This window comes from Streptomyces sp. NPDC127092 (assembly GCF_042722475.1).
Classification (GTDB): Bacteria; Actinomycetota; Actinomycetes; order Streptomycetales; family Streptomycetaceae; genus Streptomyces.
In genome coordinates this window covers 1-25,620 of the sequence record NZ_JBHXFE010000003.1, presented here as the reverse complement: position 1 = coordinate 25,620, position 25,620 = coordinate 1, and the positions used below count along the sequence as shown (strand labels likewise).

The 25,620-nt window shown below is 73.6% G+C and carries 28 protein-coding genes; 17 read left to right on the top strand and 11 right to left on the bottom strand.

What is annotated here, in order from left to right; all coding sequences use genetic code 11:
* Positions 1-7: 7 nt before the first annotated feature.
* A complete protein-coding gene (locus ACFWJO_RS03220; protein ID WP_386863130.1) occupies positions 8-1,405 on the bottom strand; it encodes an NAD(P)-binding domain-containing protein in 1,398 nt (465 codons plus the stop codon).
* Positions 1,406-1,611: 206 nt separating this feature from the next.
* Between ACFWJO_RS03220 and ACFWJO_RS03215 the strand changes: the two genes are divergently transcribed.
* A complete protein-coding gene (locus tag ACFWJO_RS03215) occupies positions 1,612-1,977 on the top strand; it encodes an ArsR/SmtB family transcription factor (protein WP_386863129.1) in 366 nt (121 codons plus the stop codon).
* 254 nt (positions 1,978-2,231) lie between these two features.
* On the opposite strand, the gene ACFWJO_RS03210 is transcribed toward ACFWJO_RS03215, so the two are convergent.
* Entirely contained in the window at positions 2,232-2,654 is a 423-nt protein-coding gene (locus ACFWJO_RS03210; protein ID WP_386863128.1) for an arsenate reductase ArsC, read from the bottom strand.
* 74 nt (positions 2,655-2,728) lie between these two features.
* Between ACFWJO_RS03210 and ACFWJO_RS03205 the strand changes: the two genes are divergently transcribed.
* On the top strand, positions 2,729-3,037 hold the full coding sequence (locus tag ACFWJO_RS03205) for an ArsR/SmtB family transcription factor (RefSeq protein ID WP_385691281.1): 309 nt from the start codon (positions 2,729-2,731) through the stop codon (positions 3,035-3,037).
* Positions 3,038-3,069: 32 nt separating this feature from the next.
* Positions 3,070-3,831, top strand: coding sequence for an aquaporin (locus ACFWJO_RS03200; protein ID WP_386863127.1), 762 nt, complete (start codon positions 3,070-3,072; stop codon positions 3,829-3,831).
* Between the two features lie 339 nt (positions 3,832-4,170).
* Here ACFWJO_RS03200 and ACFWJO_RS03195 read toward each other — a convergent pair whose 3' ends face one another.
* The 3 genes from ACFWJO_RS03195 to ACFWJO_RS03185 all read right to left on the bottom strand — a co-directional run bounded on the left by ACFWJO_RS03195 (position 4,171) and on the right by ACFWJO_RS03185 (position 7,332).
* Entirely contained in the window at positions 4,171-4,647 is a 477-nt protein-coding gene (locus tag ACFWJO_RS03195) for a GNAT family N-acetyltransferase (RefSeq protein ID WP_386863126.1), read from the bottom strand.
* 16 nt (positions 4,648-4,663) lie between these two features.
* Positions 4,664-5,005, bottom strand: coding sequence for an ArsR/SmtB family transcription factor (locus tag ACFWJO_RS03190; protein WP_386863125.1), 342 nt, complete (start codon positions 5,003-5,005; stop codon positions 4,664-4,666).
* Positions 5,006-5,163: 158 nt separating this feature from the next.
* Complete coding sequence (locus ACFWJO_RS03185) at positions 5,164-7,332, bottom strand: HEAT repeat domain-containing protein (protein WP_386863124.1); 2,169 nt, start codon at positions 7,330-7,332, stop codon at positions 5,164-5,166.
* A 374-nt stretch (positions 7,333-7,706) separates the two neighbouring features.
* Between ACFWJO_RS03185 and ACFWJO_RS03180 the strand changes: the two genes are divergently transcribed.
* Positions 7,707-8,054 carry a VOC family protein gene (locus tag ACFWJO_RS03180; protein WP_386863123.1) on the top strand — a complete coding sequence of 116 codons (348 nt, stop codon included), beginning with the start codon at positions 7,707-7,709 and terminating at the stop codon, positions 8,052-8,054.
* A 163-nt stretch (positions 8,055-8,217) separates the two neighbouring features.
* Complete coding sequence (locus tag ACFWJO_RS03175; RefSeq protein WP_386863122.1) at positions 8,218-8,625, top strand: four-helix bundle copper-binding protein; 408 nt, start codon at positions 8,218-8,220, stop codon at positions 8,623-8,625.
* A gap of 24 nt (positions 8,626-8,649) precedes the next feature.
* Here ACFWJO_RS03175 and ACFWJO_RS03170 read toward each other — a convergent pair whose 3' ends face one another.
* Positions 8,650-10,113 carry an MFS transporter gene (locus ACFWJO_RS03170; RefSeq protein WP_386863121.1) on the bottom strand — a complete coding sequence of 488 codons (1,464 nt, stop codon included), beginning with the start codon at positions 10,111-10,113 and terminating at the stop codon, positions 8,650-8,652.
* Positions 10,114-10,468: 355 nt separating this feature from the next.
* Here ACFWJO_RS03170 and ACFWJO_RS03165 point away from each other — a divergent pair, with 355 nt between their 5' ends.
* The 5 genes from ACFWJO_RS03165 to ACFWJO_RS03145 all read left to right on the top strand — a co-directional run bounded on the left by ACFWJO_RS03165 (position 10,469) and on the right by ACFWJO_RS03145 (position 15,205).
* Entirely contained in the window at positions 10,469-11,269 is an 801-nt protein-coding gene (locus ACFWJO_RS03165; protein WP_386863120.1) for a hypothetical protein, read from the top strand.
* 78 nt (positions 11,270-11,347) lie between these two features.
* Positions 11,348-12,145 carry a thymidylate synthase gene (locus ACFWJO_RS03160; RefSeq protein ID WP_386863119.1) on the top strand — a complete coding sequence of 266 codons (798 nt, stop codon included), beginning with the start codon at positions 11,348-11,350 and terminating at the stop codon, positions 12,143-12,145.
* A complete protein-coding gene (locus ACFWJO_RS03155) occupies positions 12,145-12,750 on the top strand; it encodes a dihydrofolate reductase (protein WP_386863118.1) in 606 nt (201 codons plus the stop codon). Before ACFWJO_RS03160 ends, ACFWJO_RS03155 begins: the two co-directional genes overlap by 1 nt.
* 179 nt (positions 12,751-12,929) lie before the next feature.
* Entirely contained in the window at positions 12,930-14,246 is a 1,317-nt protein-coding gene (locus tag ACFWJO_RS03150; RefSeq protein WP_386863117.1) for an NAD(P)/FAD-dependent oxidoreductase, read from the top strand.
* Between the two features lie 53 nt (positions 14,247-14,299).
* Complete coding sequence (locus ACFWJO_RS03145; RefSeq protein ID WP_386863116.1) at positions 14,300-15,205, top strand: RNA polymerase sigma-70 factor; 906 nt, start codon at positions 14,300-14,302, stop codon at positions 15,203-15,205.
* A gap of 142 nt (positions 15,206-15,347) precedes the next feature.
* Here the strand turns inward: ACFWJO_RS03145 and ACFWJO_RS03140 are convergent, their stop codons facing one another.
* Positions 15,348-15,707 carry an ArsR/SmtB family transcription factor gene (locus tag ACFWJO_RS03140; RefSeq protein ID WP_386863115.1) on the bottom strand — a complete coding sequence of 120 codons (360 nt, stop codon included), beginning with the start codon at positions 15,705-15,707 and terminating at the stop codon, positions 15,348-15,350.
* 160 nt (positions 15,708-15,867) lie between these two features.
* Here ACFWJO_RS03140 and ACFWJO_RS03135 point away from each other — a divergent pair, with 160 nt between their 5' ends.
* The 3 genes from ACFWJO_RS03135 (at position 15,868) to ACFWJO_RS03125 (ending at position 18,273) form a co-directional block, all read left to right on the top strand.
* Positions 15,868-16,023, top strand: coding sequence for a hypothetical protein (locus ACFWJO_RS03135; protein ID WP_386863114.1), 156 nt, complete (start codon positions 15,868-15,870; stop codon positions 16,021-16,023).
* A 44-nt stretch (positions 16,024-16,067) separates the two neighbouring features.
* Positions 16,068-17,102 carry a serine hydrolase domain-containing protein gene (locus ACFWJO_RS03130; protein WP_386863113.1) on the top strand — a complete coding sequence of 345 codons (1,035 nt, stop codon included), beginning with the start codon at positions 16,068-16,070 and terminating at the stop codon, positions 17,100-17,102.
* A 232-nt stretch (positions 17,103-17,334) separates the two neighbouring features.
* The gene (locus ACFWJO_RS03125; protein WP_386863112.1) at positions 17,335-18,273 is read left to right on the top strand and encodes a hypothetical protein; all 939 of its coding nucleotides are present in this window, start codon (positions 17,335-17,337) and stop codon (positions 18,271-18,273) included.
* On the opposite strand, the gene ACFWJO_RS03120 is transcribed toward ACFWJO_RS03125, so the two are convergent.
* Complete coding sequence (locus tag ACFWJO_RS03120; protein WP_386863111.1) at positions 18,249-18,953, bottom strand: TetR/AcrR family transcriptional regulator; 705 nt, start codon at positions 18,951-18,953, stop codon at positions 18,249-18,251. The genes ACFWJO_RS03125 and ACFWJO_RS03120 overlap by 25 nt on opposite strands.
* A gap of 126 nt (positions 18,954-19,079) precedes the next feature.
* On the opposite strand from ACFWJO_RS03120, the gene ACFWJO_RS03115 reads away from it, so the two are divergent.
* The 3 genes from ACFWJO_RS03115 (at position 19,080) to ACFWJO_RS03105 (ending at position 22,470) form a co-directional block, all read left to right on the top strand.
* Complete coding sequence (locus tag ACFWJO_RS03115) at positions 19,080-19,691, top strand: NADPH-dependent FMN reductase (RefSeq protein WP_386863110.1); 612 nt, start codon at positions 19,080-19,082, stop codon at positions 19,689-19,691.
* 14 nt (positions 19,692-19,705) lie between these two features.
* Entirely contained in the window at positions 19,706-21,238 is a 1,533-nt protein-coding gene (locus ACFWJO_RS03110; protein ID WP_386863109.1) for a DHA2 family efflux MFS transporter permease subunit, read from the top strand.
* A 107-nt stretch (positions 21,239-21,345) separates the two neighbouring features.
* On the top strand, positions 21,346-22,470 hold the full coding sequence (locus tag ACFWJO_RS03105) for a 4Fe-4S binding protein (protein WP_386863108.1): 1,125 nt from the start codon (positions 21,346-21,348) through the stop codon (positions 22,468-22,470).
* Here ACFWJO_RS03105 and crcB (ACFWJO_RS03100) read toward each other — a convergent pair.
* The 3 genes from crcB (ACFWJO_RS03100) to crcB (ACFWJO_RS03090) are packed head-to-tail and all read right to left on the bottom strand — an operon-like array spanning position 22,467 to position 23,610.
* Entirely contained in the window at positions 22,467-22,820 is a 354-nt protein-coding gene (crcB, locus tag ACFWJO_RS03100; protein ID WP_386863107.1) for a fluoride efflux transporter CrcB, read from the bottom strand. The two genes, ACFWJO_RS03105 and crcB (ACFWJO_RS03100), sit on opposite strands and share 4 nt — an antisense overlap.
* Positions 22,817-23,200, bottom strand: coding sequence for a DUF190 domain-containing protein (locus ACFWJO_RS03095; protein ID WP_386863106.1), 384 nt, complete (start codon positions 23,198-23,200; stop codon positions 22,817-22,819). Before ACFWJO_RS03095 ends, crcB (ACFWJO_RS03100) begins: the two co-directional genes overlap by 4 nt.
* Positions 23,197-23,610 carry a fluoride efflux transporter CrcB gene (crcB, locus tag ACFWJO_RS03090; RefSeq protein ID WP_386863105.1) on the bottom strand — a complete coding sequence of 138 codons (414 nt, stop codon included), beginning with the start codon at positions 23,608-23,610 and terminating at the stop codon, positions 23,197-23,199. The genes ACFWJO_RS03095 and crcB (ACFWJO_RS03090) overlap by 4 nt, the downstream gene beginning before the upstream one ends.
* Before the next feature lie 549 nt (positions 23,611-24,159).
* Here crcB (ACFWJO_RS03090) and ACFWJO_RS03085 point away from each other — a divergent pair.
* Positions 24,160-25,371 (top strand): IS701 family transposase, encoded by a 1,212-nt coding sequence (locus ACFWJO_RS03085; protein ID WP_386863104.1) that lies wholly within the window; start codon positions 24,160-24,162, stop codon positions 25,369-25,371.
* Positions 25,372-25,620 lie beyond the last annotated feature (249 nt).

Here is a 25,620-nt window from a genome sequence, read left to right as displayed (position 1 = left end):
AGGCCCGTCACGAACCGCAGCAGCCGCCCGATGGCTGGTCGCTGACGACGGGCAGAGCGGCGGCCGGGACGCCGAGCCCGACGGGCTGCGGGGCGGGGGCGCAGCAGCCGCCGGAGTCGTCGGACCCGGCGTCGGGGGTGTCGAAGAGGCCGGAGCCGCCGCACACCCCTGTCTCAGGAAGGGTGAGTTCGACGCGGTCGGCGGCGTCGAAGTCGCCGGCGATGGCGGCGGCTACGGAACGAACCTGCTCGTAACCGGTCATGGCCAGGAACGTGGGCGCGCGGCCGTAGGACTTCATGCCGACGAGGTAGACGCCCTCCTCGGGGTGGGCGAGCTCGCGGTGGCCGTGCGGGTAGACGGTGCCGCACGAGTGCTGGTTGGGGTCGATGAGCGGGGCGAGCGCGACCGGGGCCTGGAGCCGCTCGTCGAGACCGAGGCGCAGCTCGGCGAGGAAGGACAGGTCAGGACGGAGGCCGGTCAGGACGATGACCTCGTCGACCGGTTCGAGGCGGCGACCGTCCTCCGCCACGAGCACCAGCTGGTCCCCGTCGCGCTCGAATTCCTGTGTACGGAAGCCGGTGACTGCACCGGCGTGGCCCTCGTCGACCGCTGCCTTCGCGGCGAGGCCGAGCGCACCACGGGCGGGAAGCTGGTCGGCCGTACCGCCGCCGAAGGTGGAGCCGGACATGCCGCGGCGCAGGATCCAGGTCGCGTGCGTGCCGGTGCCGTCCTCGGACTTCGCCAGGTCGGCGAGGGAGGCCAGGGCCGTGAAGGCGGAGGCGCCGGAGCCGATGACGGCGGTGCGCCTGCCCGCGTAACGGGCCCGTACGGCAGGGTCGTTCAGGTCGGGCACGCGGTACGAGACACGGTCGGCCGCCGCGCGTTCCCCGAGGGCCGGGAGGCCGTCGCCGCCCGCCGGACTCGGGACGGCCCACGTACCGGACGCGTCGACGACGGCACGGGCGAGGATGCGCTCCTCCCGCCCGTCGGCGTACGTGACGTGGACGGTGAAGGGCTGGTTCTCGCGGTCGGCGTCGACGATCCGGTCACGGCCGGCGCGCGAGACGCCGGTGACCCGGGCGCCGGCCCGCACCTTGTCGCCGAGGACGTCGGCCAGTGGCTGGAGGTACGCCTCCGCCCAGTCGCCACCCGTCGGGTACGTCGTCGCGTCGGGCCTCACCCAGCCGGTGGGGGCGAGGAGCTTCTCGGCCGCCGGGTCGGTGAGCTCGCTCCAGGTGGAGAAGAGCCGCACGTGCGCCCACTCGCGCACCGCCGCCCCTGCGGTGGGGCCGGCCTCCAGCACCAGTGGTTCGATGTCGCGCTCGACGAGGTGGGCGGCGGCAGCCAGGCCGACGGGGCCTGCGCCGATGACCACGACGGGCAGCTCGCTGGTGGACGCGTTCACGATGCGACTCCTTGGTGTTTCGACGTTTGTCGATGTCGTTGAGTCAAGAATCCCATCTGATTCGACAGACGTCAACATAGGCGTCTATCTATACAGAGGGGTCTATGAAGTGGGGTCTCCGCAGTGGGGGCTTGCAGTGGGGGCTATGCGGCGGGGCTACGCAGCGGGGGCTATGAGATGTGTTCGATGAGTGTCAACATAGACACATGTCGAACACCAAGGTCCTGCCGCTGCTGGAGCCCGAGGCCGCCCCCTGCTGCCCCCCGCTCACCGAGCGGCCGCTGACGGCGGAGGAAGCGGAGCGGACCGCGATGATGTTCAAGGCGCTCGGCGATCCCGTCCGCCTCCGCCTCTTCTCGGCTGTCGCCTCGCACGAGGGCGGCGAGGCGTGCGTGTGCGACATCTCCGACGTCGGCGTCTCGCAGCCGACCGTCTCCCACCACCTGAAGAAGTTGAAGGAGGCCGGGCTCCTCTCGTCCGAGCGGCGCGGGACCTGGGTCTACTACCGCGTCGAACCCGGCGTGCTCGCAGCGATGCGGCAATTCCTCAGTCCGGCGGCCGTCAGCGCGTGATTCCCGCACGGCCGTCAGGGGCGGCCGGCAGGACGTCGCCGTGGGCGTGAAGGCCGAGCGCGTCTTCAGCGTTCCCGCGCGGCGGGCGGGCGGAGCCACCCTCGCCTGGCCGGGCGCCCGTCGTGGCGGCCGGCGTCATGGCGAGATCAGCGCGAGGTCAGCGCGAGGTGGGCGCGAGATCAGCCCGAGGCCAGCGCGAGGTCGGCGTCATGGCGAGGCCAGCGCGAGGTCGGCGCGAGGCGGCCAGCGCGAGGTCAGCCCTCCCGCTTCTTCGCGTCGATGTCGGCGACGAGGCCCTCGATGAGGCCCTTGATCTCGTCCCGGATGGGCCGGACGGCCTCGACGCCCTGGCCCGCCGGGTCGTCGAGCTGCCAGTCGAGGTAGGTCTTACCGGGGAAGTACGGGCAGGCGTCGCCGCAGCCCATGGTGATGACGTAGTCCGAGGCCTGGACGGCCTCGGGGGTGAGGACCTTCGGCTTCTGGTCGGAGATGTCGATGCCCAGCTCGGCCATGGCGGCCACGGCGGCGGGATTGACCCGGTCACCGGGGAGCGAACCGGCGGAACGGACCTCGACCCGGTCGCCCGCCAGGTGACGGAGGAACCCGGCGGCCATCTGGGAACGCCCAGCGTTGTGGACGCAGACGAACAGGACGGACGCGAGCGGGGTGTCGGACATCGGTACTTCCTTCGCGGCAGGCAGGGCTCAACCCGGACTGGTATCAGCCCTCACTGATGTGAGAGTATCAGCACATGATGACGTCAGTCGACACTGATCTGATCCGGGTACTGGGTGATCCCCTGCGCCTCCAGATCGTGACCATGCTCGCCCGCGAGACCCTGTGCACCACCCACCTGGTCGAGGAGACCGGGGCGAGGCAGACCAACGTCTCCAACCACCTGAAGGTCCTGCGCGAGGCCGGGGTGGTGGAGACGGAGCCGTGCGGCCGCTTCACGTACTACCGCCTGAGGCCCGAGGTCATCGAAGCCCTGGCTGGCCAGTTCGCCGACCTGGCCGCCACCGCCCGCGCCAACGCCGACACCAAGAGAGCCTGCCCGTAGGCCTCGCCCCACCTGCCGAGGAGTACTCGCCCGTGACCGCCACCGAGCCCGCCGTGAGCGACGCCATGGCCACCGTCCCGTCGCCGCAGCCCGCACCCGGCGCCACCCCGCCCCGCACCCCGCTCGCCGCCCGCGCCGCCGCCGAGCTCGTCGGCACGGCGGCGCTCGTGGCGGTCGTCGTCGGCTCCGGCATCCAGGCCACCCGGCTCACCGACGACGTGGCGCTGCAGCTCCTCGCGAACTCCACCGCCACCGTCTTCGGCCTCGGCGTCCTGATCGCCCTCCTCGGACCGGTCTCCGGCGCGCACTTCAACCCTGCCGTGACCACGGCCGAGTGGTGGACCGCCCGCCACGGCGGCGCCGGCGTGAACGCGCGCGAGCTCGCCGTCTACGTCCCCGCCCAGACCATCGGCGCCATCGCGGGCGCCGTGCTCGCCGACGCCATGTTCGGCGAGCCGCTGGTGAAGTGGTCCACGCACGACCGCTCGGCCGGAAGCCTGCTCCTCGGCGAAGTCGTGGCCACGGCCGGCCTGATCCTGCTGATCTTCGGCCTGGCCCGCACGGACCGCCTCCGCTTCGCGCCCGTCGCCGTGGCCTCGTACATCGGCGCCGCGTACTGGTTCACCTCGTCGACGTCCTTTGCGAACCCGGCCGTGACGATCGGCCGCGCCTTCACCGACACCTTCGCGGGCATCGCCCCGGCCTCGGTCCCCGGCTTCGTGGGCATGCAGCTGGTGGGCGCGGTGATCGGCCTGTGCCTGGTCGCGGTCATCTTCGTACGCGGCCGCTCATGAGCGCCCCGGTCGCCGTCGTGGTCATCGGCGGCGGCCAGGCCGGCCTCGCCGCCGGTACCACCTGCGCCGTCTCGGCCTGGACTTCCTGATTCTCGACGCGTAGGACACCCCGGGCGGCGCCTGGCGGCACACCTGGGATCCCCTACGGGGACTGGACCGGCCCCGCCTACGCCACCCTCATCGGCTTGGGCCGCCCGGCACGCGACGCGGCGCGCGCGATCGGACACCTCCTCGACGCCGTCTGACCCTGCGGGCGTTCCGTCGCCCGTCTGTCAGTCCGGGACGGTCGCCGGTGGGGGCTCGCGGCGGAAGCCGGGCACGAAGCGGGGCTGAGGCCGGTCAGCCGACGCGGGGGCTGCGGCGTTCGACGAGGACCGTGTCGCGCCAGCGGCCGTGGTGGCGGCCGATGCGTTCGCGGGTGCCGACGACCCGGAAACCCGCGCGGGCGTGGACAGCGAGGCTGGCCGCGTTCTCGGGGAAGATGCCGGACTGGATCGTCCAGATCCCCGCCGCCTCCGTGGAGTCGACGAGGGCCTTCAGCAGCGCGGAGGCGACACCACGCCCCCGGGCACCGGTGTGCACGTAGACCGAGTGCTCGACGACGCCGGCGTAGACGCACCGGTCGGACACGGCCGTGGCGGCGACCCAGCCGAGCACCCTGCCGTCCTCGCGGTCGAAGGCGACGAACCGGTGCTCGGGCAGCCTGGCCGCGTCGAAGGCCTCCCAGGTCGGGGCTTCGGTCTCGAAGGTGGCGTCGCCCTCGTCGATGCCGGCCTGGTAGATCGCCAGGACCTCGTCGGCATGCTCAGCGGTCATCGGGACCACGGCGAACTCAGCAGTCCCAGCCGTCCCAGCAGTCACCGGGCAGCTCCTCCCTCATGATGGCGCGGGCCGCCCGCGGGAACACCGACAGGCAGCTGCGGTTCACGGTGTACAGGGTCGAGGTGCCCTGCTTCTCGGGCAGGACGAAGCGGACCTCGGCCAGGATCTTCAGGTGGTGGGAGACGGTCGACTGACCGATGTCCACCTGGGCGACGAGCTCACCCACGGTCATCGGACGACCGGCCGCGGCCAGAAGGTGCAGGAGCCGGACGCGCGTGGGGTCCCCCAGGGCACGGAACCAGGTCGCGTACGTGCGGGCCTGCTCTTCGGTGATCGACTCGGTCCTCTTCATCGATCATCGACGATATTCGATGAAGTGAGATCCGGCCAGAGCGGCTGGATCGCAAGACTGTCGTGGGTGTTCGCAGCGGAGACGGCGACCGCGACCGGAAGACCGGGTCGGTCGGTGCCGAGAGGGATCTTCGATCGTTCTTGCTCACGGTGGCGCGCTCAGGGCTCCGTGGTCTGCCTGAAGCTGGTGAGGAGTGTCCGGGCGCGGGCACGGAAGGCTTCGTCCTGGCGGATGATGTGGGGCTCGACGCCCGAGCGGATCACCCGGGCGTCGCCGTCGGCCAGGACCGCGAGCCGGCTCAGGTGGTCGGCGTTCAGGGCGGCGCCCCCGAGGGCTTCCAGTGCGTCGCAGGCCCCCGTCGGGTCGGCGTCCGACTCGGCCGACGCCAGGGCGGCCGAGGCGAGCGCGGCATGGTCCAGCGCGGCGGGGTCCGACACGGCGACGAGGGCCAGCACCGCGGCCGGCGCCTGCGCCGGGTCGTCGAGGGCCGCCTCCAGCCTGGCGGTGAGCGAACGACCGGCCGGGCCGAGGAGCGCGGTCACCCTGGCGGCCCTCGCCACGGACCAACGCGTCCACTGGCTCTGCGCGGCACGGTCGAAGACCGAGGCAAGAACGGCGACCGCGGGGTCCGGGTCCCCCGTCACACGCCACAGCGCTTCGGCGAGGGCCGCGTCCGTGTCCAGCGCGCGCGTGGTGCACGTGCCCGGGTCACTGAGCGCTCCCTGGAGTAGGGGCGCCAGAGCCGCTCCTCGGGAACCGAGCCCGGCCGCGATCCCGGCGGCATCGCTCACGCCCCAGCCACCGCCCCCGAGTTCCTGTCCGAGGCATCCCAGCAGCAGCGCGGGATCGTCCGTGAGGTCGTACAGGGCCTGCGCCGCCGCGAGGGCCCCGCTGCGGGCGGCCGCCCGCAGCGCGGCGACGGCCACGGCGCGGTCCGCCGGAGCGCAATTCGCCGCAACGGAGGCGAGCGCGCGCGAGGCCGGGCCGGGAAGATGAGGGATCGCCGCGCACAGCTCCGGCAGCGCGGCCGCCGCCCCGGCGCCCCAGCCCGCCAACAGGGCGCACAGCTGCGGGGGTTCGTTGCCGCCGAGGGTCGCGGGCCGCGCGAGGCGCAGGCGTACGGCGTCCAGCAGGTCGCCGTGGTACGGGAAGGAAGCGCTCGCCGCGCCCCCCGGTCCGCTCGCCGCGCCCCACAGTCCAGCCGCCGCGTCGAGGGCGCGCGGGCGGCGCCCGAGGCCGGCGGCGAGGAGCGGGGCGGCCCGGTCCGGCGCAACGCGTACGAGAGCGGCCAGAGCACGGTCGGCGTGATCGTCCGCCTGGTCCGGGTTCCGTCCGGCGAGCGGGACGAGAACGTCCGCAGCCGGTGCGGCGGCGCCTGCCAGCCGTCCCAGGAGAGACGCCATGCCGAGCACCGCCTCCTCGTCCAGAGCCGCCGCACGCAAGCTCTCCACCAGGTGCCGCGCGGCACTGCGCGAGAGCATGCAGGCACGGTCGGCGGCCCAGAGGCCTTCGGACCGGACCTCGGCCCGGCCGTCCCGCAGAGCCGCGCGGACCAGGGCGAACGCCGCCTCCCGCGCCGGCTCGTCGTCGCGTTCCAGGAGGGCTTCGACGACGGCGGCCAGCGGTTCGCCGCGCTCGAGGTCGAACTCGGAGCGCAGGGAACCCGCGGGCAGGAGCGACAGCATCGTCGTGTGCAGGGACTCGTTCCACGGGGCGCCCCCGTCGAGGCAGGCGAAGACGGCGGCCAGCCGCACGACGGCGGGCTGGGACGGCTCCAGGACGGGAGCCGCCTCGGCTGCTCCGCGCCGCGGGTCGAGCCGAGAGATTCCGGTCAGGACCTCGGCCCGGACGTCGGATTCGGGTTCCTCCGCCCACCGGGCACGCAGGGCGGGCAGCACGGTCCCGGGGGTGCGGGTGTGCGAGACCGCCCAGGCGGCGGCCCGGCGGACGACCGGATCGTCATCGGACAACAGCGGCAGCAGCACCGCCAGTTGCCCGGCCACGGCCGCCCGCACCCTGCCCGGCGCCACGCCGCACTCGTCCTCGCTCGCCGCCATGCCGCCGAGCAGCGCAAGGACGTCAGCCGTGCGGTGTCCGGCGGCCGCGATCCGGGCGAGAAACGGCACCGCTTCCGCGCTGGCGGCGTAGACCGTCCCCTGGTGCAGCACGCTCCCGTACAGCTCGGAGAGCGCCGCGTCCGACGCGGCCGCATCCGTGTCCGTCAGGGCCCGGAGAAGGTCTGGGATGTCCTCCGCGCTGCCGTACGCATGGGAGGAGGAGGCCCAGGGGTGGGCGTCCAAGCCGTCGAGCGGGTGCGGGAGGTCCATGCGGAGCATGGTGCCAGCCGCCGCTGACAGCGGACGGACGGCCTGGGCTCTCGCCTTGACGGCATCCCCGGCCGGCCGTCCGGACCTTGACAGTGGCTCTGGCTGATGCAGCGATCAAGTCCCGCCAGAGACTCCCGACATGACGAGCCGTCAGACAGGCGGCCGGAGGGGCTTCAGTCGGCGATACGATCTTCCTCACCGCCCCTCTGTCACATTCCCGCCTCGGGAATCGTCACGTACGTGACGCGACCGGGGGGCCGGAGGGCGAGCCAGGGCCGCGCGAGGTCGCGCTGCCTCGGCGCCAGGCCCCCGAGGTCGTTCCGAGCAGCATGACGGTGTCCGACGACACCCTGACCCTGACGAGGTGCCCCGGCATGACGATGAAGATCGACTCGGTGATCGCACGACAGCGCGTCGACGACCTGGAAGCGGCCATCCCGTTCTACGAGCGGCTGACCGGCGAGACGGCCGGTCGCTTCGCCTTCGGCGGCGTGAGCCTGGCGAGCGTCGGCCCCTTCCTCCTGTACTGCGGTCCCGACGAGGCGGTGCAGCGGGTGGCCGGAGTCAGCGCCACCCTGGCGGTCGCGGACCTGGGCGGGGCCGTCGAGGAAGCGGTGGCGGCCGGTGCCACCGTGGTGATGCCGGCGCAGCCCACCCCCAACGGCCACCGTGCGGTCCTGCGGCACCCTCACGGAGGCGTGTACGAGTACGTCGGCCCCTGACGGGATCGCTCCTCCGCGCCTCGGGCGGCGCCCTCCGTTCCCTCCGTTCCCGCGCGTTTGCGGGTGGTGCGGTGCGGCCGGAGGCTGAAGGTGCGGGGTGTGAGGCGCGGCCGGGGCGGTGCGCTGGTGCTCCGGCCCGCCCGTACAGAGGGAGGTCATCGTCATGGGCACCGTCAAGGACATGCTCGCCACCTACCCGGCCGATCTCGGGAGCATCGATCAGAACAAGCTGACGCGTTGCATCGAGGCATGCATCGCCTGCGCCCAGGCGTGTACCGCGTGCGCGGACGCCTGCCTGTCGGAGGGCATGGTCGGTGACCTGACCAAGTGCATCCGTACCGACATGGACTGCGCCGACATCTGCAACGCCACCGCCGCGGTCCTCTCGCGCCACACGGGATACAACGCCGACGTCACCGCCGCCCTGCTCAGGGCCTGCGCGGTCGCGTGCAAGGCGTGCGGTGACGAGTGCGCCTCGCACGCGGACATGCACGAGCACTGCCGGGTCTGCGCGGAGGCCTGCCGCTCCTGCGCGGAGGCGTGCGACGAACTGCTGGCGGCCCTCGGCTGAACCTGACAGGGAGAGAGGGCGGACCTAGGCGGCCTTGGCGCCGGCCCCGTCCCGGGCCGGCGGCCAGCGCGGGTGCAGGCCGTCGATGTGGAAGTCGTGCGTGTGGCTCCGGCCGGCGCCCGCCAGGTGCGGGTGGTCCCGGGGCAGTTCGGGATGGGCGTGCTCCAGTTCCGCGGGGTCCGTCCTCGGCCACAGCCGTACGGCGGCGAGGGACGCGGCGAGCGCGATCACGGTGAGCGCGCCCGCCGCGACGGCCAGGCCCGCGCGGGCGGCGAGCCAGCCCGCCAGGGGGTAGGTCAGGAGCCAGCAGGCGTGGGTGAGGGAGAACCGGGCCGCGAAGGCGGCGGGCAGGTCGGGCGCTCCGGCCGAGCGCCGTACGAGCCGTCCGCCCGGGGTGAGGATCGCCGAGGTCGCCGCACCGATGAGCAGCCAGGCCACGAGGAGGGCCGCCCACGCCCAGGGGTCGTCCGCCCCCGGACCCGCCGTGCCTCCTGGCGCCCCCGGTCCGGCCGTACCTGCCGGCTCCCCCGGACCCGCCGTACCCGGACCCGCCGCGCCCGGTCCCCCCGTACCCCACCCCGCCGCCAGCCCCGTCGCGAAGGCGCCGAGTACCGCGGTCATGACGAACGCGGCCGGCAGCATGAGGGTGCGGTCGCCGACGCGGTCCAGGACGCGGGGCAGCGCCAGGGCCACGCCCATGGATCCGGCGCCGTACGCACCGAGGGCGAGCGAGACGTCACCGGCGGAGCGGCCGAACGCGTCGCGTACGAGGACGACGGTGTTGACCAGGACCATGGCCCCGACCGCCGCGACCACGAGGTCGAGGGCGAGCAGAGCCCGCAGGCGCGGGGTGGCGAGGAAGAGCCGCGTCCCGAAGACGGCCTTCGCGTACGGGCCGCCGGCGCGCTCGACAGGCCGGGGCCTGGGCAGCAGTACGGACACGACGAGGACGCCGGACGCGGCGAAGCCCGCGGCGGTGCCGGTGAAGAGCCACTCGTACGAGACGAGGGAGAGCAGCGCGGCGGCGAGGGCGGGGCTGAAGAGGCTCTCCAGGTCGTAGGCGAGGCGGGAGAGGGACAGCGCCCTGGTGTAGTCGCGCTCCGCGGGAAGGACTTCGGGGATGGTCGCCTGGAAGGTGGGGGTGAACGTGGCGGAGGCGGCCTGCAGCAGGAAGATCAGCACGTACACCTGCCACACCTGCGTGACGAACGGCAGGGTCAGCGCGACGCCGGCGCGGGTCGCGTCCATGGTCACCAGCAGGGCCCGGCGGGGCAGGCGGTCGGCGAAGGCGCTGATGAGCGGGGCCGTGCCGACGTAGGCGACCATCTTGATCGCCAGGGCCGTCCCGAGGACCGCGGAGGCGTTTCCCCCGGCGAGGTCGTAGGCGAGCAGGCTCAGGGCGACGGTCGCGAGGCCGGTGCCGACGAGGGCGACGACCTGGGCGGTGAACAGATGGCGATAGGTGCGGTTCCTCAGGACGGACAGCATGCGGCATCCCTCGGTCGGCTACGGGTACCTCACGGGTCTCGGCTCTGGGCTCTGGGCTCTCGGGTTACCGGTCGCGGGTCTCGGGTCTTGGCTACCGGTCGCGGTCCTTCCACCGTAGTCGATGCGTGCATGGTTGCGCACCTATTGACGCATGAGACGCGTGGGATGCGGACGCGCGAGATGCGCGAGACGTATGAGGGCAGTCAGCGCGCGTGGGCCTTACGGCGGACGCCCTGTCCTCCGTACGAAGGCGAGCGAACGTTTCCGCTGTTCCGGGCGCCTGTCGCCACGGGTCACGATCGCCGGGCCCGGCAACTCCGGGACTTCGCCCACCCGTTCCCGGAGGTGCTCCCCCGTGGTCCTCGTCATCGTCGTCGCCGCCGTCGCCCTGATCGCCGGCCTCGCGGCCAACCGGTTCCTGCGGCCGAGGCTGCTCAGCGAGGACGACGGCACGGGCATGGCCGTCAAGGACCTCGTCGGCCCGCTCCTGACCATGACCGTCCTGCTCCTCTCCTTCGTCCTGGTCACCGCCAACGGCTCGTACGGCAAGGCGGAGGTCGCCTCGCGCGGTGAGGCACGGGCCCTGGACCAGCTCGTGGAGACCGCCGAGTACGCGCCCGCGGCGCAGCGGGGGCGGATCCAGGCCGACGCCGTCTGCTACGCCCGCGCGGTCCGTGAACAGGAGTGGCCCGCCATGTCCGACGGACACGGATCGCCGGCGCCCAGCGTGTGGTCCACCGACTTCCGGCTGACGTTCCGCACCCTGGAGGGCAAGCCGGCCTTCGGCATGCTGATCGGCGCCGACAACAAGCGCTCCGACGAGCGCGAGGAGCGCCTGACCCAGGCCAGCGCGAGCATTCCCAGCGCCATCTTCTGGTTCATGCTCGCCACGCTGTTCATCACCGTGACGGCCCTCGGCATCTGCCTGCCCCGCAGGAACAACCGCGGCCAGCTGATCACCCTGACGGTGATCACCGCGCTCCTGACGACGATGCTGGTCATCATCCGGGACGTCGACCGGCCCTTCGGCGGCATCGTCGACGTCCGGCCGACCGCCATCACCGAGGTGGAGCGCCAGGCGACGCGCGACTTCCTCGCCCACCACCAGGCCTCCGAGCTGCCCTGCGACGAGGACGGCAACCGCCGCGCCGCCTGAGCGGGGCCTACGCCGCGAGACCGGCGCCCGCGCGGGGCGGACGGGAACGGCCGGAAGCGGGCATTAGACTCGGGCAACGTGGTGGACACCCAGTACGAAGATCTGTTGAGGCACGTGCTCACTTCCGGGACGGCCAAGGCCGACCGGACGGGGACGGGCACCCGAAGCGTGTTCGGGCACCAGCTGCGCTACGACCTCTCCAAGGGGTTCCCGCTGGTCACCACCAAGAAGGTGCACCTCAAGTCGATCGTCGTCGAGCTGCTGTGGTTCCTGCGCGGCGACTCCAACGTCGGCTGGCTGCACGAGCACGGCGTCACCATCTGGGACGAGTGGGCCGACGAGAAGGGCGACCTCGGGCCGGTCTACGGCGTGCAGTGGCGCTCCTGGCCCGCCCCCGACGGCCGGCACATCGACCAGATCAGCGAGATCCTCGACACCCTGCGCCGCGACCCCGACTCCCGCCGGATGATCGTCTCCGCCTGGAACGTCGCCGAGCTCGACCGCATGGCGCTCGCGCCCTGCCACGCGCTGTTCCAGTTCTACGTCGCCGACGGCAAGCTCTCCTGCCAGCTGTACCAGCGGAGCGCCGACCTGTTCCTCGGCGTGCCGTTCAACATCGCCAGCTACGCCCTGCTGACCCACATGGTGGCGCAGCAGGCCGGTCTCGAGCCGGGCGACTTCATCTGGACCGGCGGCGACTGCCACATCTACGACAACCACGTCGAGCAGGTGGAGGAGCAGCTTTCGCGCACTCCGTACGCGTTCCCCGAGCTGAAGCTCCACCGCGCGGACTCGCTCTTCTCCTACGAGCGCTCCGACGTGGAGGTGCTGAACTACCAGCACCACCCGGCGATCAAGGCCCAGGTCGCGATCTGATGGGCGTCGGGCTGATCTGGGCACAGGCCCACGACGGCGTGATCGGCGTCGCGAACACGATTCCGTGGCGGCTGCCCGAGGACATGGCCCACTTCAAGGCCACCACGCTCGGCCGTCCCGTGATCATGGGCCGCAAGACCTGGGACTCGCTGCCCGTACGGTTCCGCCCGCTGCCCGGCCGGCGCAACATCGTGGTGACGCGCGACCCCCTCTGGGCCGCCGACGGCGCCGAGCGCGCCGGATCCGTCCCCGAGGCGCTCGCGCTCGCGACCGAGCCCGCCGGCCCCGCGACCGCCGGGGCCCCCGACGCCGCCGTGCCTGCCGTGTGGGTGATGGGCGGCGGCGAGATCTACCGCGCCGCCCTGCCGTACGCCACGACGGTCTCCGTGACCGAGGTCGACGTGACCGTGCAGGGCGACACGTACGCCCCCAGCCTGGACGCGGCGACGTGGAAGGTCGCCGACCAGGACTCGGACTTGGGCTCGGACTTGGGGTCGGACTTGAGCTCGGACCGGGATTCGGACCGGGATTCGGACCGGGGCTCGGACTGGGCGACCTCGACGACCGGGCTGCGCTACCGCATCCGTACGTTCGTCCGCCGCTGAGCAGCGGCGGCCCCGCCGCGCCCCTCCCGCTCCCCTCCCCTCCCGCTCCCCTCCCCTCCCCTCCCCTCCCCGAGGGGAAGGTAGTGACCTGGGTCACTTTTCGTCACGGCTGACGGCAGCCCGGTGTCTTGATGCCGAACCCGTCAAGAAGACGGGACACGGCAGACGGAGGGGACACCATGACCGACAACACCAGCGCCGCCACCCGGAACGCCGCCCACGTCGTCGTGATCGGCGGCGGGTACGCTGGCGTGATGGCCGCGAACCGGCTCACCCGCCGCGACGACGTGACCGTGACCCTGGTCAACCCGCGCCCCGTCTTCGTCCCGCGGCTCCGGCTGCACCAGCTGGTGGGCGGCAGCCACGACGCGGTCGTCGAGTACCGGGACGTCCTCGCCGAGCGCGTCCGGCTGGTCGTCGACGGCGTGACGCGGATCGACGCGGCCGCGCGCACCGTCGCCCTGGCGGAGGGCGGCACCCTCGGCTACGACCACCTGATCTACGCGGTGGGCAGCGCGAGCGCCGCTCCGCGCGTGCCCGGTGTGGCCGAGTTCGCGCACTCGGTCGCCACCCTCGAGGAGGCGCGGCGGCTGCGGTCCGTCATGGACGCGACGCCCGCCTCGGCGCCGCTCACGGTCGTCGGCGGCGGCCCGACCGGCATCGAGACCGCCGCCGAACTCGCGCAGCAGGGCCGCCGGGTGACCCTCGTCAGCGGCGGCACGCTCGGCCCGTACCTGCACCCCCGGGCCCGGCGTACGGCGGCCAGGCGGCTGGCGCACCTCGGCGTGACCGTCCTGGGAGCTTCCGGGTCGGAGGGGCCGGAGGGCACCAGGGTGGTGGCCGTGACGCGTGACGCCGTCCACCTCGGCGACGGCCGTACGCTGCCGAGCGCGGTCACCATCTGGACCGCCGGCTTCGGCGTGCCCGATCTCGCCGCGCGCAGCGGACTGAGCACCGACGCGGCCGGCCGCCTGCTCACGGACGAGACCCTGACCTCCGTGGACGACGAGCGGATCGTCGCCGCCGGGGACTCCGCGGCCCCTGCCGACCGCTCGTTCCGGATGAGCGCCTACGCCGCGGGCTGCCTGGGCGCCCACGCCGCCGACACGGTGCTCCACCGCCTGACGGGCGAGCGGCCCGAGCCCGTCGACCTCTCCTTCTCCGCCATGTGCATCAGCCTGGGACGCGGCACCGCCGTCTTCCAGCTCGCCCGCAAGGACGACACCGCGCTGCCGCTGTACGTCGGCGGGCGCGCCGGGGCCAGGCTGAAGGAGATGTCCTGCGAGTTCAGCGTCAAGCACCTCGCGAAGGAGGCCCGCGAGCCCGGTTCGCACAGCTGGCCCAAGGGAGCCAAGGGGGCCAAGGGAGCCAAGGACGCCAGGGGGGCCAAGGGAGCCCAGGGGGCCCAGGGGGCCCAGGCGGCACAGGGAGTCGGACGCGGGTCTTCGGCAGGGGCCGACCGGGGCGGGCGAGTGACGGTGGCAGTCAAGTCGTAGTCTCTACAGCCCACTTGACGCCCCTCACAGGACACGAAGGAGAACGCCCGGACATGGACGACGACGACCGCACCGGCACGGACGAGGCGACCGAGGCGTTCGTCGCCCACCGCAACCTCCTCTTCACCGTCGCGTACGAGATGCTCGGCTCGGCCGCCGACGCCGAGGACGTCCTCCAGGAGACCTGGCTGCGCTGGTCGGAGGTCGACCTGGCCCAGGTCACGGACCGGCGCGCGTATCTCGTACGGATCGCCACCCGGCAGGCGCTCAACCGGCTGCGCTCCCTGAAGCGCCGCCGGGAGGCGTACGTCGGCCAGTGGCTGCCCGAGCCGCTGCTCACCGCGCCGGACGTGGCCGAGGACGTCGAGCTGGCCGAGAGCATGTCGATGGCGATGATGCTCGTCCTGGAGACGCTGGCACCCACCGAACGCGCGGTGTTCGTGCTGCGCGAGGTCTTCGACGTCGACTACGCGGAGATCGCCGAGGCCCTGGGCAAGACTCCGGCGGCCGTCCGCCAGATCGCCCACCGCGCCCGCCGGCACGTGGACGCCCGCCGCCCGCGTACGAGGGTCGCCCCCGACAAGGCGCGGGCGGTCCTCGAGTCGTTCCGGCGAGCGCTCGAAGCCCGGGATCCGCAGGCCTTCCTGGACGTGCTCGCCCCGAACGTGGTGCTCGTGAGCGACGGGGGCGGCGTGAAGCGCGCCGCGCTGCAGCCGATCGTCGGCGCGGACAGTTTCGTCCGCTTCTACCTCGGCGGCTCCGCGAAGGCGGGGGTCACGGTGACCTGCACGCCCACGACGGTCAACGGAAGCCCGGCGCTCGCGGTGCGGGTCGACGGCGAGCTGGACGGGATCATGGCGGCCCGCGTGGAGGACGGCCGCATCGCCGGCATCTACTTCGTGCGCAATCCCGAGAAGCTGACCCACGTCGCCGCCGAGACCTCCCTCACCCTGCGCTGAGCGCCCCGCCCCGGAGCCGACCTCGCCCGGCCCGGGGCCACCTTGTCCGGCCCGGCCCGGCGGGGCCACCTCGCCCGGCCCGGGCCCCGGGCCGACCGCCAGCCGTACGCCAGCCGTACGTCGGCCGGGCGTCGGCCGGGCGTCAGTCGTGCCAGGGCTCGCCCGTCACCTGGTGGTCCGCGTGGCTGATGGCCTCGACGACCAGCCGCTTCATGTGGCCGTCCGGCAGCGAGTAGACCACCCGGCGGCCCTCCTTGCGGGACTCCACGAGCCCGCCGAGCCGCAGCTTGGCCAGGTGCTGGCTCACGGCCGGCCGGGCGGCGCCCACCGTCTCGGCGAGCGCGCTGACGTCCGACTCGGCGCGCGAGAGCAGCCACACGAGGTGGAGGCGGGTGGGATCGGCGAGCAGCGCGAAGACGCGTGCGGCCGCGTTTAGTTCGCGGGCGCCGGGTGTGCGCTGGTGCGCGCCGGTGGCGTCAGGGGTGCCGTCGCGTGGAGCCATGAGGGAATCGTAGGCACATCGGGGCCGTCGGGGACGGGCCGAGCGGATCTGGCGGAAAGGGACGGACGGCCCACAGGCCTCCGGTGACGATCACCGCGAGGGCCGCGAGGGCCGCGAGGGCCGCGAGGGTCTGTCGGCGTCGTGCGGCAGAATCCGCCGCATGCCGCACACCCCGCTCACCTGGCTCGACGAGACCGACTTCGCCCGCTACGCGCTCCGCGTCGAGTTGGCGCCCCGGCGCTACCGCGTGCAGTCCCTGTTCCTCGAACCGGACCCCGACACGCAGTTCATGCTGGAGCGGCTGCTTCCCGAGTGAGGGCGGCACGGTCGTCAGGGCCGTCGGACGGGTAGACAGCTGATGTGAACACGACCGTCGCCGCGTCCCGTATCGAGCGGCTTCTGGAGGACGGGGTCCGCGGGCAGGTGTATCCCGGGGCCGCGTGGGCCGTCGGCGACGCCGGTGGAAGGCTGGCCGGCGGGGGCGTCGGTGCGCTCGCGCCCGGGGAGCGGCCCGTCCGCGCCGGCGACGCGCTGTTCGACCTCGCGAGTCTCACCAAGGTCATCGCCGTCTGGCCGGTCGTCGGCACGCTCGTCGAGAGCGGCAAGCTCCGACTCGACGTCAGGATCGGTGAGTTCTGGCCCGAAGCCGCCCCTCACGCGCTGGGCGACGTCACTCCGCTCCAGCTGCTCACCCACACCGCCGGGCTGCCGCTGCGCGCCAACCTCCGTGCCCTTTACGGGACCGATCCGCAGGACGTACGGGACGGAGTGCTGCGCGAGCGGCTGCGGCGGCGGCCGGGTGAGGCGGTCGAGTACACCGACCGCGCCGCGCTCGTCCTCGGCTACCTCGCCGAGTTCCTGACCGGGACGCCCCTGCGGGAGCTGGCCGGGACCCGGGTGTGGGAGCCCCTGGGCATGACGGACACGCGGTACGGGCCGCTGCCCGCGCCGCTGGCCGCGCGGGCGGCACCGACCGAGTACGACGAGGAGACCGGCGCCCATCTCCGCGGCACCGTGCACGACTTCTCCACCCGGCTGCTCGGCGGCGCCTGCGGTATCGCCGGCACCTTCTCCACCACCGGCGACCTGGGGCGCTTCCTGCGGCAGGTGCTCGACCCGGTCCGGCCGCCGTTCGGCGCCGAGTGGGTGGCCGAGTCGCTCCGCGTGCGGACCGGCCGGCTCGTACCGGCGCGCGGCCTGTTCTGGCACCTCGCGCCCGGCACCACGGCGCACGACGACATCTGGGTCCACTACGGCTTCACCGGCACCGGCATGTGGGTCAGCCCCACGCGCGGGCGCTGGGCCGTACTCCTCACCAACAAGCTCTACTTCACGCGCGCGACGGGCCCGGTGACCGCCGTCCGCGACGCCTTCCGCGAGGCCGTGTTCCCGTAGCGACACCCCGACCGCGACGGACGCGACCGACACCACGACCGACCGTGACCGACAGTGACGATTGTGACCGGATCAGGCCGGAATCGTTGCACGCCGTAAACGATCAAGCGGAGGTGCGACGGTGGGAGAACAGCGGACGGCGTTGATGACGGAGGTCGGCACGGATACGGATTCCCCGTCGGCGAGCATGCTTTCAGAGGCAGAGGCAACGGCAACGGCAACGGCAACGGCAGTGCCGGACGCGGCCTCGGCGGCCTTCCTCGACGAACCCGCCGCCGTGCGCCACGCGGCCGGCGAACTCGCCGACGGGCGCGCGGTGCTGCACGGCTTCGCCAACTTCTACGCGTTGACCGCCCGTCCCGAACCGGAGGCCGTCGCGCGGGTCAACCGGCTGAAGGGCCGCCCGGAAGGGCAGCCCGGCAGCGTCACCACCGTGCCGTCCCTGGTCCCCGGCCTCTTCGACTGGACCCGGCTGCCTGCCGAACTGCCCCGCAGGCAGGTGTGGTCACTGATGGAGGAGCTGTACGAGCTCGGTCCCTTCGGCTTCCGGGGACCGGCCGTCGACCGGCTGCCCGGGCATCTGACGGCGGTACGGGACGGGGTGAGGACCGTGCGGGTCATCGCTCCCGGCCGGCTCTGCCCGTCGAACGAGTTCCTGGCCGCGGCCCTCGACCGGATCCGCTCCGGACCCGAACCCGAGCGCGCACCCGGCACCATGCCCCATGCCGAGCCCCGCACCGGGCCCCACGCCCGGCCCCGCACCGAGCCCGGCGCCAAAGCCGTCCCCAAGTCCCGTCCCAGCGGCGGCTTCCTCTTCGTCACCTCGGCCAACCGGTCCGGCGAGCTTCCCCATTGGCGCGGTGAAGGTGCCGTCCGCGACTTCGGACACGAGCCCGGCGTACGGGTCCTGGCGCATCGCGACGACGACGCGGCGCGGCGGCGGTATCCGCACCACGGCCCCGTGTCGGTGAGCGTCGTGTCCTTCCACCGCCCGGCCGGCCGCGGCCGGGCGGGGCTGCCGGCGCTGACGCTGGAGCGCCCCGGCTCCCTGTCGGCCGAGCACATCCGGTCCGTGGCCGCGAACCACGGCTTCTCGCTGGTCGTCGCCCCGGCTGCCGCCGCCGGTCCGCGGCCCGGCCCGCGCGTCTACCTGCCGCCCGTACGCCGGTAGCCGTAGGCGCGCAGGAAGGCCGCCACGCCGCCGCGCAGCAAGCGTTCGGTCTCGGCCTCCGGGAGCGGCAGGACGCCGTAGTGGGAGCGCTGGAGGACGGTGGCCGAGGTGAGGGCCAGGAAGTGGCCGCTCGCCAGTGGCGCGTCGCCGTGCAGGTCGAGGAGGCCGCCGTCGGCGAGTGCGCCGAACGCGGCGGTGAGCGCGGCGGCGACCGGTGCCGGCCCCGCTTCCTGCCAGGCCTCACGGACCTCCGCGGGGACGTGGTCGGCCTCGGCGGAGATGTGGCGGACCAGGGCGAAGTGGTCCGGGTACTCGGCGATGAGGTCGGTGAACGCGCGGGCGAGGGCGACCAGGTCGCGTTCGAGCGCGTCGGGGTGGGGCGGCCGCTCGGGGTCCACGAGGGCGTGCAGCCGGGTGAGCTGGGCGTCCCGCACCTGGTGGGACGTCCAGGTGACGACCGTCTGGAAGAGCTGGGCCTTGCCGCCCGGGAAGTGGTTGTAGAGCGTGCGCGTCGAGACCCCGGCCGCGGCGGCCAGCGCGTCGACGGAGGCGCGCGCGTAGCCCTCGCGGCCGAAGACCGCGCAGGCCGCGCGGACGATGGCGAGCTGTTTCTCCAGCTTGCGGGGCGGGACCTCGCGCCGGGCCCGCTCCATCCAGGCGTCGTTGGTGCTGCTGCTCATGCCTGCACCTTATGCGTGACCACCCCTCGACTACAACGCACGTTGCACTTTCTACAACGAGCGTTGTACCTTCCTGGTGAGCCGGACGCACCGGGCGTCCCGGCCACTCGCCGAGGGGGAACAGTCATGTCCGAAACCACTGCCGGAACCCACGCACCGCTGCGCGTCGTCGTCCTGGTCGGCAGCGTCCGCGAGGGCAGCACGGGACCCGCCGTCACCCGATGGTTCACCGGGATCGCGGAGCGGCACGGCGGCCTGGAGCTCGACGTGATCGACCTCGCCGAGGTCGACCTGCCGCTCGCCATGCCCGCCTGGGGCGGCCGGCCCGGCGACCGTGCGACGGCCGCCCTCGCCGAGGTCACGCCGCGGCTCGCGGCCGCCGACGCGTTCGTGGTCGTCACGCCCGAGTACAACCACAGCTTCCCGGCCGCGCTGAAGAACGTCATCGACTGGCACCGGGCCGAATGGCAGGCCAAGCCGGTCGGCTTCGTCTCGTACGGCGGGATCGGCGGCGGCCTGCGGGCCGTCGAGCAGCTCCGGCTGGTCTTCGCCGAACTGCACGCCACCACCGTGCGCGACTCGGTCAGCCTGCACGGCCCGTGGTCGGCGCTCGGCGAGGACGGCGAGCCGCGCGACGCGACGGTCGCGGAGGGCGCCGCCAAGGGCATGCTGGGCCAGCTCGCGTGGTGGGGACGGGCGCTTCGTACCGCCCGTACCGAACTGCCGTACCAGGCCTGAGGGGGCTGCCCGCCATGAGCAAGACCCCACTCCGCGACGACACCCGCCTCCCGAACCGCACGACGATCGCCCCGAGCACACCCGCCGCCCCATCCGGACCCGGACGCGCATACACGTCCGCGTCCACGTCCACGTCCACGTCCACGTCCGTGTCCGCCTCCGCGTCCGGCGCCGCCGGGACGCCGCTCAACCGGGTCCTCGCCGTCACCATCCTGGGCTCCGTCATGGCCGTCCTGGACATGACCATCGTCAACGTGGCCCTGCGCAGCCTCTCCGAGGCGTTCCTCGCCCCGCTGGAGACCATCCAGTGGACGGCCACCGCCTACACCCTGGCCCTCGCGGCCGTCATCCCGACCGCGTCCTGGGCCATGGGCCGGATCGGCGCCAGGCGCACGTACCTCACCGCGCTTGTCCTCTTCACCCTCGGCTCCCTGCTCGCCGCGCTCGCCTGGGACGCGGCCAGCCTGATCGCCTTCCGCGCCGTCCAGGGACTCGGCGGCGGACTGCTCATGCCGGTCGGCATGACGATGGTGATGCGGGCCGCCGACCCGGCCCGGATGGGACGGGCGATGGCGCTGGGCGGACTGCCCGTCCTGGTGGGCCCGGTGGTCGGGCCCACGCTCGGCGGCTGGCTCGTCGACGTCGCCTCCTGGCACTGGATCTTCCTGGTCAACCTCCCCCTCGGCGCGCTCGCCCTGGCGCTCGCGGGAAGGCTGCTGCGCCCCGACGCGCCGCGCGCCGGCGACCCGGCGCCGCGCCTGGACGTCCCCGGTCTGCTGATGCTCTCCCCCGGGCTCGCGCTGCTCCTGTACGGGCTCGCGCGCGGCGGCGAGGGCGCGGCGGCGGCAGGCGCGTTCAGCTCACCCGGCGTGCTGCTGCCCACCGCAGCCGGTCTGCTCCTCGTCGCCGGCTTCGTACGGCGGGCCCTGACGGCGCGTGAGCCGCTGCTCGACCTGCGGCTGCTCCGCGACCGCACCTTCGCGGCCGGGATCGGCACCCTCGCGCTGTTCACCTGCGGCTACTTCGGCTCGATGCTGCTCGGTCCGGTGTACTGGCAGGCGGCCCGCGGGTTCAGCGCGAGCGCGGCCGGACTGCTCGCGGCCCCGATCGGGATCGCCGTCGGCGTGACCATGCAGATCGCCGCCCGCCGCATCGACACCACCTCGCCGCGGCGCCTGATCCCGGCGGGCGTCGTCCTCGCCGCGTTCGGCATGGGGCTCTCGGCGCTGCAGACCGGCGTCGCGGACGTGGCGGCCTGGCGGGTGGTCGGAGCGGCGATGGTGATGGGCGTGGGCGCGGGCATGGTCCTGATGCCGACGATGACCACCGCGAGCCGGAACCTGCCGAAGGAGCGGATGGCTGCGGCGAGCACCGCACTGAGCATCAACTCGCAGCTCGGCGCGTCGGTCGGTACCGCGCTGTGCTCGGTGGTCCTCGGCGCGGCGGGCACCGACCCGGCCGGCTTCCGGATCACGTACGCGGTCGCGGCGGCGCTGCTCGCCCTGGCGCTCGTGCCCGCCCTGTTCCTTCCGGGCCGCCGCCCCTGACCTCGCCACCGCTCCCTCCCCCGCAAGTCGGTCTTGTTTTCCAACTCACCACCCCCCTAGTGTGTCCAGAAATCAAACTGACACACCCTAGGGGGGCGTGGCGTTCCATGGGAGCAGCCAAGAAGCTTCCGGCCCGGCTGGCCGACCATCCGTCCGTACGCGCCGTGCTCGCCGCGCGCGCCGCCGACTCCGGTACCGACTCCGGCTCCGGCTCCGGCTCCGGCAACGGCACCGCTCCCGCGGTGGTCGACGCCGACTGGCTGCGCGAGCTGTGCCTGCGGGCCGGTGCGGACGACGCGGCGGCCGTGAGCCTGGACCATCCCGATCTGGCGGGCGAACGGGAGTACGCGGAAGGCGCGTTGCCCGGGACGCGGACGCTCGTCTCGCTCGTCGTGCGGATGAACCGGGACGACGTCCGCTCGGCGGCCCGCAGCGTCGCCAACCACGAGTTCCACCGGGCCGGCGAACTCGTCAACGACGCGGCCCGGACGGTCGTACGGGAACTGCAGGACGCCGGATACCGGGCGGTGAACCCCTCCGCGACCTTCCCCATGGAGATGGACGACTTCCCCGGCCGCATCTGGGTCGTCGCCCACAAGACGGTCGCGGTGGCGGCCGGGCTCGGCGTGATGGGCCTCCACCGCAACGTCATCCATCCGCGCTTCGGCAGCTTCGTCCTGCTCGCGACCGTCCTCCTGGACGCCGAGGTCTCCTCGTACGGCGAGCCGCTCGACTACAACCCGTGCGTGGAGTGCAAGTTGTGCGTGGCCGCCTGCCCCGTCGGGGCCATCTCCAAGGACGGCGACTTCGACTTCCTGGGGTGCGCGACGCACAACTACCGCGAGTTCATGGCCGGGTTCACCGACTACGTGCAGACGGTCGCCGACAGCGCGGACGCCGCCGACTTCCGCTCCCGGGTCACCGACGCCGAGAACGCCTCCATGTGGCAGAGCCTGGCCTTCAAGCCCAACTACAAGGCCGCCTACTGCCTGGCCGTCTGCCCCGCGGGCGAGGACGTCCTCGGGCCGTACCTCGACGACCGCCGGCACTTCATGGACACCGTTCTGCGGCCCCTCCAGGACAAGGCCGAGACCCTGTACGTCCTGCCCGGCTCCCCCGCGAAGGAGTACGCGGAGCGCCGCTTCCCGCACAAGGCGGTCAAGGAGGTCAGCGGGGGCTGGCGGAAACCGGCCCCCAAGGAGGACGCCACCCAGCCGCCGGGCATCCCCTAGCGGGTGCCCGCGAGCGTGACGCCCAGCCACACCGCGCCGAGTCCGGCCGCGATGCTCCCGAGGACGTTGGCCGCCGCGTAGCCGCGCGCGCCCGTCTCGTACAGCTTCAGCGTCTCGTACGAGAAGGTCGAGTACGTGGTGAGGGCGCCGCACAGACCGGTGCCGAGGAGCAGCCCGACGCGGGCGGAGGCGGCGCCGGTGAGCAGGCCGAGGACGAGCGAGCCGACGACGTTCACCGTGAACGTGCCCCAGGGGAAGACGGAGTCGTGGCGGGCCTGGACGGCGCGGTCGGTGAGGTAGCGCAGCGGCGCGCCGACGGCGGCGCCCGCGACGACGAGCAGCCAGTTCACCCGCGCGGCTCCCGCTCCGCCCCGTCCGGCCGCGGTGACGCCCCGGCCGGGCCGTACCGTACGACCTCGCAGGCGTCGAGGAGGACGAGCCCGCCGTCCGTGAGCAGCTCCTCCACCTCCGGCAGGAAGGCCCGTACGCGCTCCTCCGTGTCCACGACGAGGATCGCCACGGGCAGGTCCTCGCCCAGCGAGAGCAGCCGGGCGGTGTGCACCAGCGCGGACGAGCCGAAGCCCTCGACGCCGTGGAACACGGAGGCCCCGGCGAGTCCGGCGGCGTGCGCGCGGTGCACGATCTCGGTGGACAGCGGCCGGTGGCGCCAGGTGTCGTTCTCGCCGACGAGGACGGTCAGGCGCAGCGCGGGGCCCGCGAGCCGGGTCATGACGGCCTCCTTCGCGCGGCGGCGGCCCGGGCGGCGACGACGCCCGCCCAGACGGCGGCGAGCGCGGTGACCGCGGTCCCGCCCAGGTACAGCAGGGCGCGCGGGGCGTCGCCGGCGGCGAGCAGCCGCTGGGTGTCGAGCGTGTAGGTCGAGAAGGTGGTGAAACCGCCGCAGACGCCGGTGCCGAGGAAGGGGCGCAGCAGCGGGTGGGGCGGTGAGGCGGTCTCGGTCGCGAACACCATCAGCGCGCCGAGGAACGCGCAGCCGGCCGCGTTGACGGTGAGGATCGTCCAGGGGAAGGCGCCGGCCGGAGTGGGCCAGGCGAGGGTCGCCGCGTAGCGGGCCGCGGCACCGAGGGCGCCGCCGACGGCGACGGCCCCGACGACCGGCAGCTGTGCGCGGAATCCCATGAGGCCAGATTAGGCGCATACGGCGCCGCGACCGACGCGGAGCCCGGCCCCGGGCGCGGGCCCGACACGGACACGAGGCGGACCCGAACGACCCCGAAGCGGACCCGGGCGCGGACCCGACGCGGACACGAGGCGGACCCGAACGACCCCGAAGCGGACCCGGGCGCGGATCCGGAACGGGCCCGAAGCGGGCGCGGGCCCGAAGAGAAACGAGGCGCACAGGCGCGGTCCCCGGCCTGGGGCATTAACCGGAGCCCGGCCCGTGCTGCCTCGCGTTGATGTTCCGGGCGGATAGTCACACCGGTCAAAGGCCGTGCGGCGAGTCTGTCAGATCCCCCCGTGGGGTATCGCGGCCCCGATCGGACCGGCGGCGCGACGGTGTCCGGCCGGCGAGAGGCCCTGCCGGGGGCTTCCCGTGGAGGGTGTGTGGTCCGGCCACCACCAGGCGGCCCAGACGGGTGCCGGCTACACCTCCTCCTGGCGGCGCCGACACGGGACCGTGGAGGTGCAGCGGGAGGGAGCTGCACAACCCCCCATGGCAGGAGTGTCGTGAGTACATCCGTCGCAACCAGGTTCAGGACCGTCGCCGCGCACCGGGACGCGGCCGGCGAGGACGTGTACGGCGAACTCTGCGCCGCGCTCTTCTCCGGTTTCCCGCGCCGCGACCAGCGGATGAAGGCCGAGCAGTACCTGAGCGGGCTGCTGACCGCGCAGGGCCGCAAGTCCATCCGCAACATCGCCGCGCAGATCGGCGGCCCGGCCGCCGAGCAGAGCCTGCACCACTTCATCTCCAGCTCCACGTGGGACTGGCGGCCGATGCGGGCGGAGCTCGCCCGCTTCGTCCAGCGGACCGGCTCCCCGCAGGCCTGGGTGGTCCGGCCCATGCCGATACCGAAGGCCGGGCAGCACTCGGTCGGCGTCGACCGGCGCTTCGACCCCGAGCGCGGCCAGGTGTTCCGCGGCCAGCAGGCCTTCGGCGTGTGGTTCGCCTCCGAGGAGACCAGCGTCCCCGTCAACTGGCGGCTCTTCCTGCCCGACCCGTGGGTCAAGGACCCGACGCGGCGCGACCGCGCCGAGGTGCCCGAGGGCGCGGCCGAGGAGACGCTGGAGGAGTGCGCGGTCAACGCGGCGCTGGACACCTCCCGCTGGCCCGACGTGGCCCGCAAGCCGCTGCTGCTCGACATCCGCGGCGGCGCCGGGCGGGCGGCCCTGCACCGGCTGGCCCTCGCGGGCGTCCCGGTGGTGGCCCGGATCGGCGCGGGCTGCCGGCTGACCGTCGCGGACCGCTCGCTGCCGGGCTTCGGCGCCGGACCGCTCACCGCGCTGCAGATCCTGGAGTCCCTCAAGGGGCTGCGCCGCCCGGTCAGCTGGGTGGACTCGGCGGCCGGCGTGCGCACCTCGCGCACCTCCCTCGCGACGGCGGTGCGGGTCACCCTGCCCGTACCGGCGGGCGAGCGGCAGCGGCCGCTGCTCCTGCTCGGCGAGTGGGACGACCCGCGGCGTGCCCCGGCCCGGCTGTGGATCACCGACCTGACCGGCTCGGCGGTCGGACCGCTGTTGCGGCTCACCAAGCTGTCGCGCCGGGTGGAGCGGGACTTCCGGGCGGTCGGCGAGGGCGCGGGCCTGCGGGACTTCGTGGGCCGCTCGTTCCGCGGCTGGCACCGGCACATCACGCTGGCCTCCGCGGCCCACGCGGCGACTGTGCTCGCGACCGCCCAGGACGCCCCGTACGCCACGGCTCCCGCCCGCTCGGCGAGCTGACGGCGCGGCCCCCTGCAGACCGGGGTCCGGGAGTTGGGGCTTCCGGACCCCGCACCGGCGCCCCACCCCGTACCGACGCCCCACCCCGTACCAGGACCCGCCCCCGACCCCGCGCCGGCGCCCGACGGCGGGCGTCTCCGGCGGAGGACACCCCCTAGTGACCTGGTTCGGAGATCCTGTCGCAGTAGCGGCAGATGCGGTCGAGGATCTGGTCGGCGGTCTTGGTCCATGTGAAGGGCCGGGCGTCGT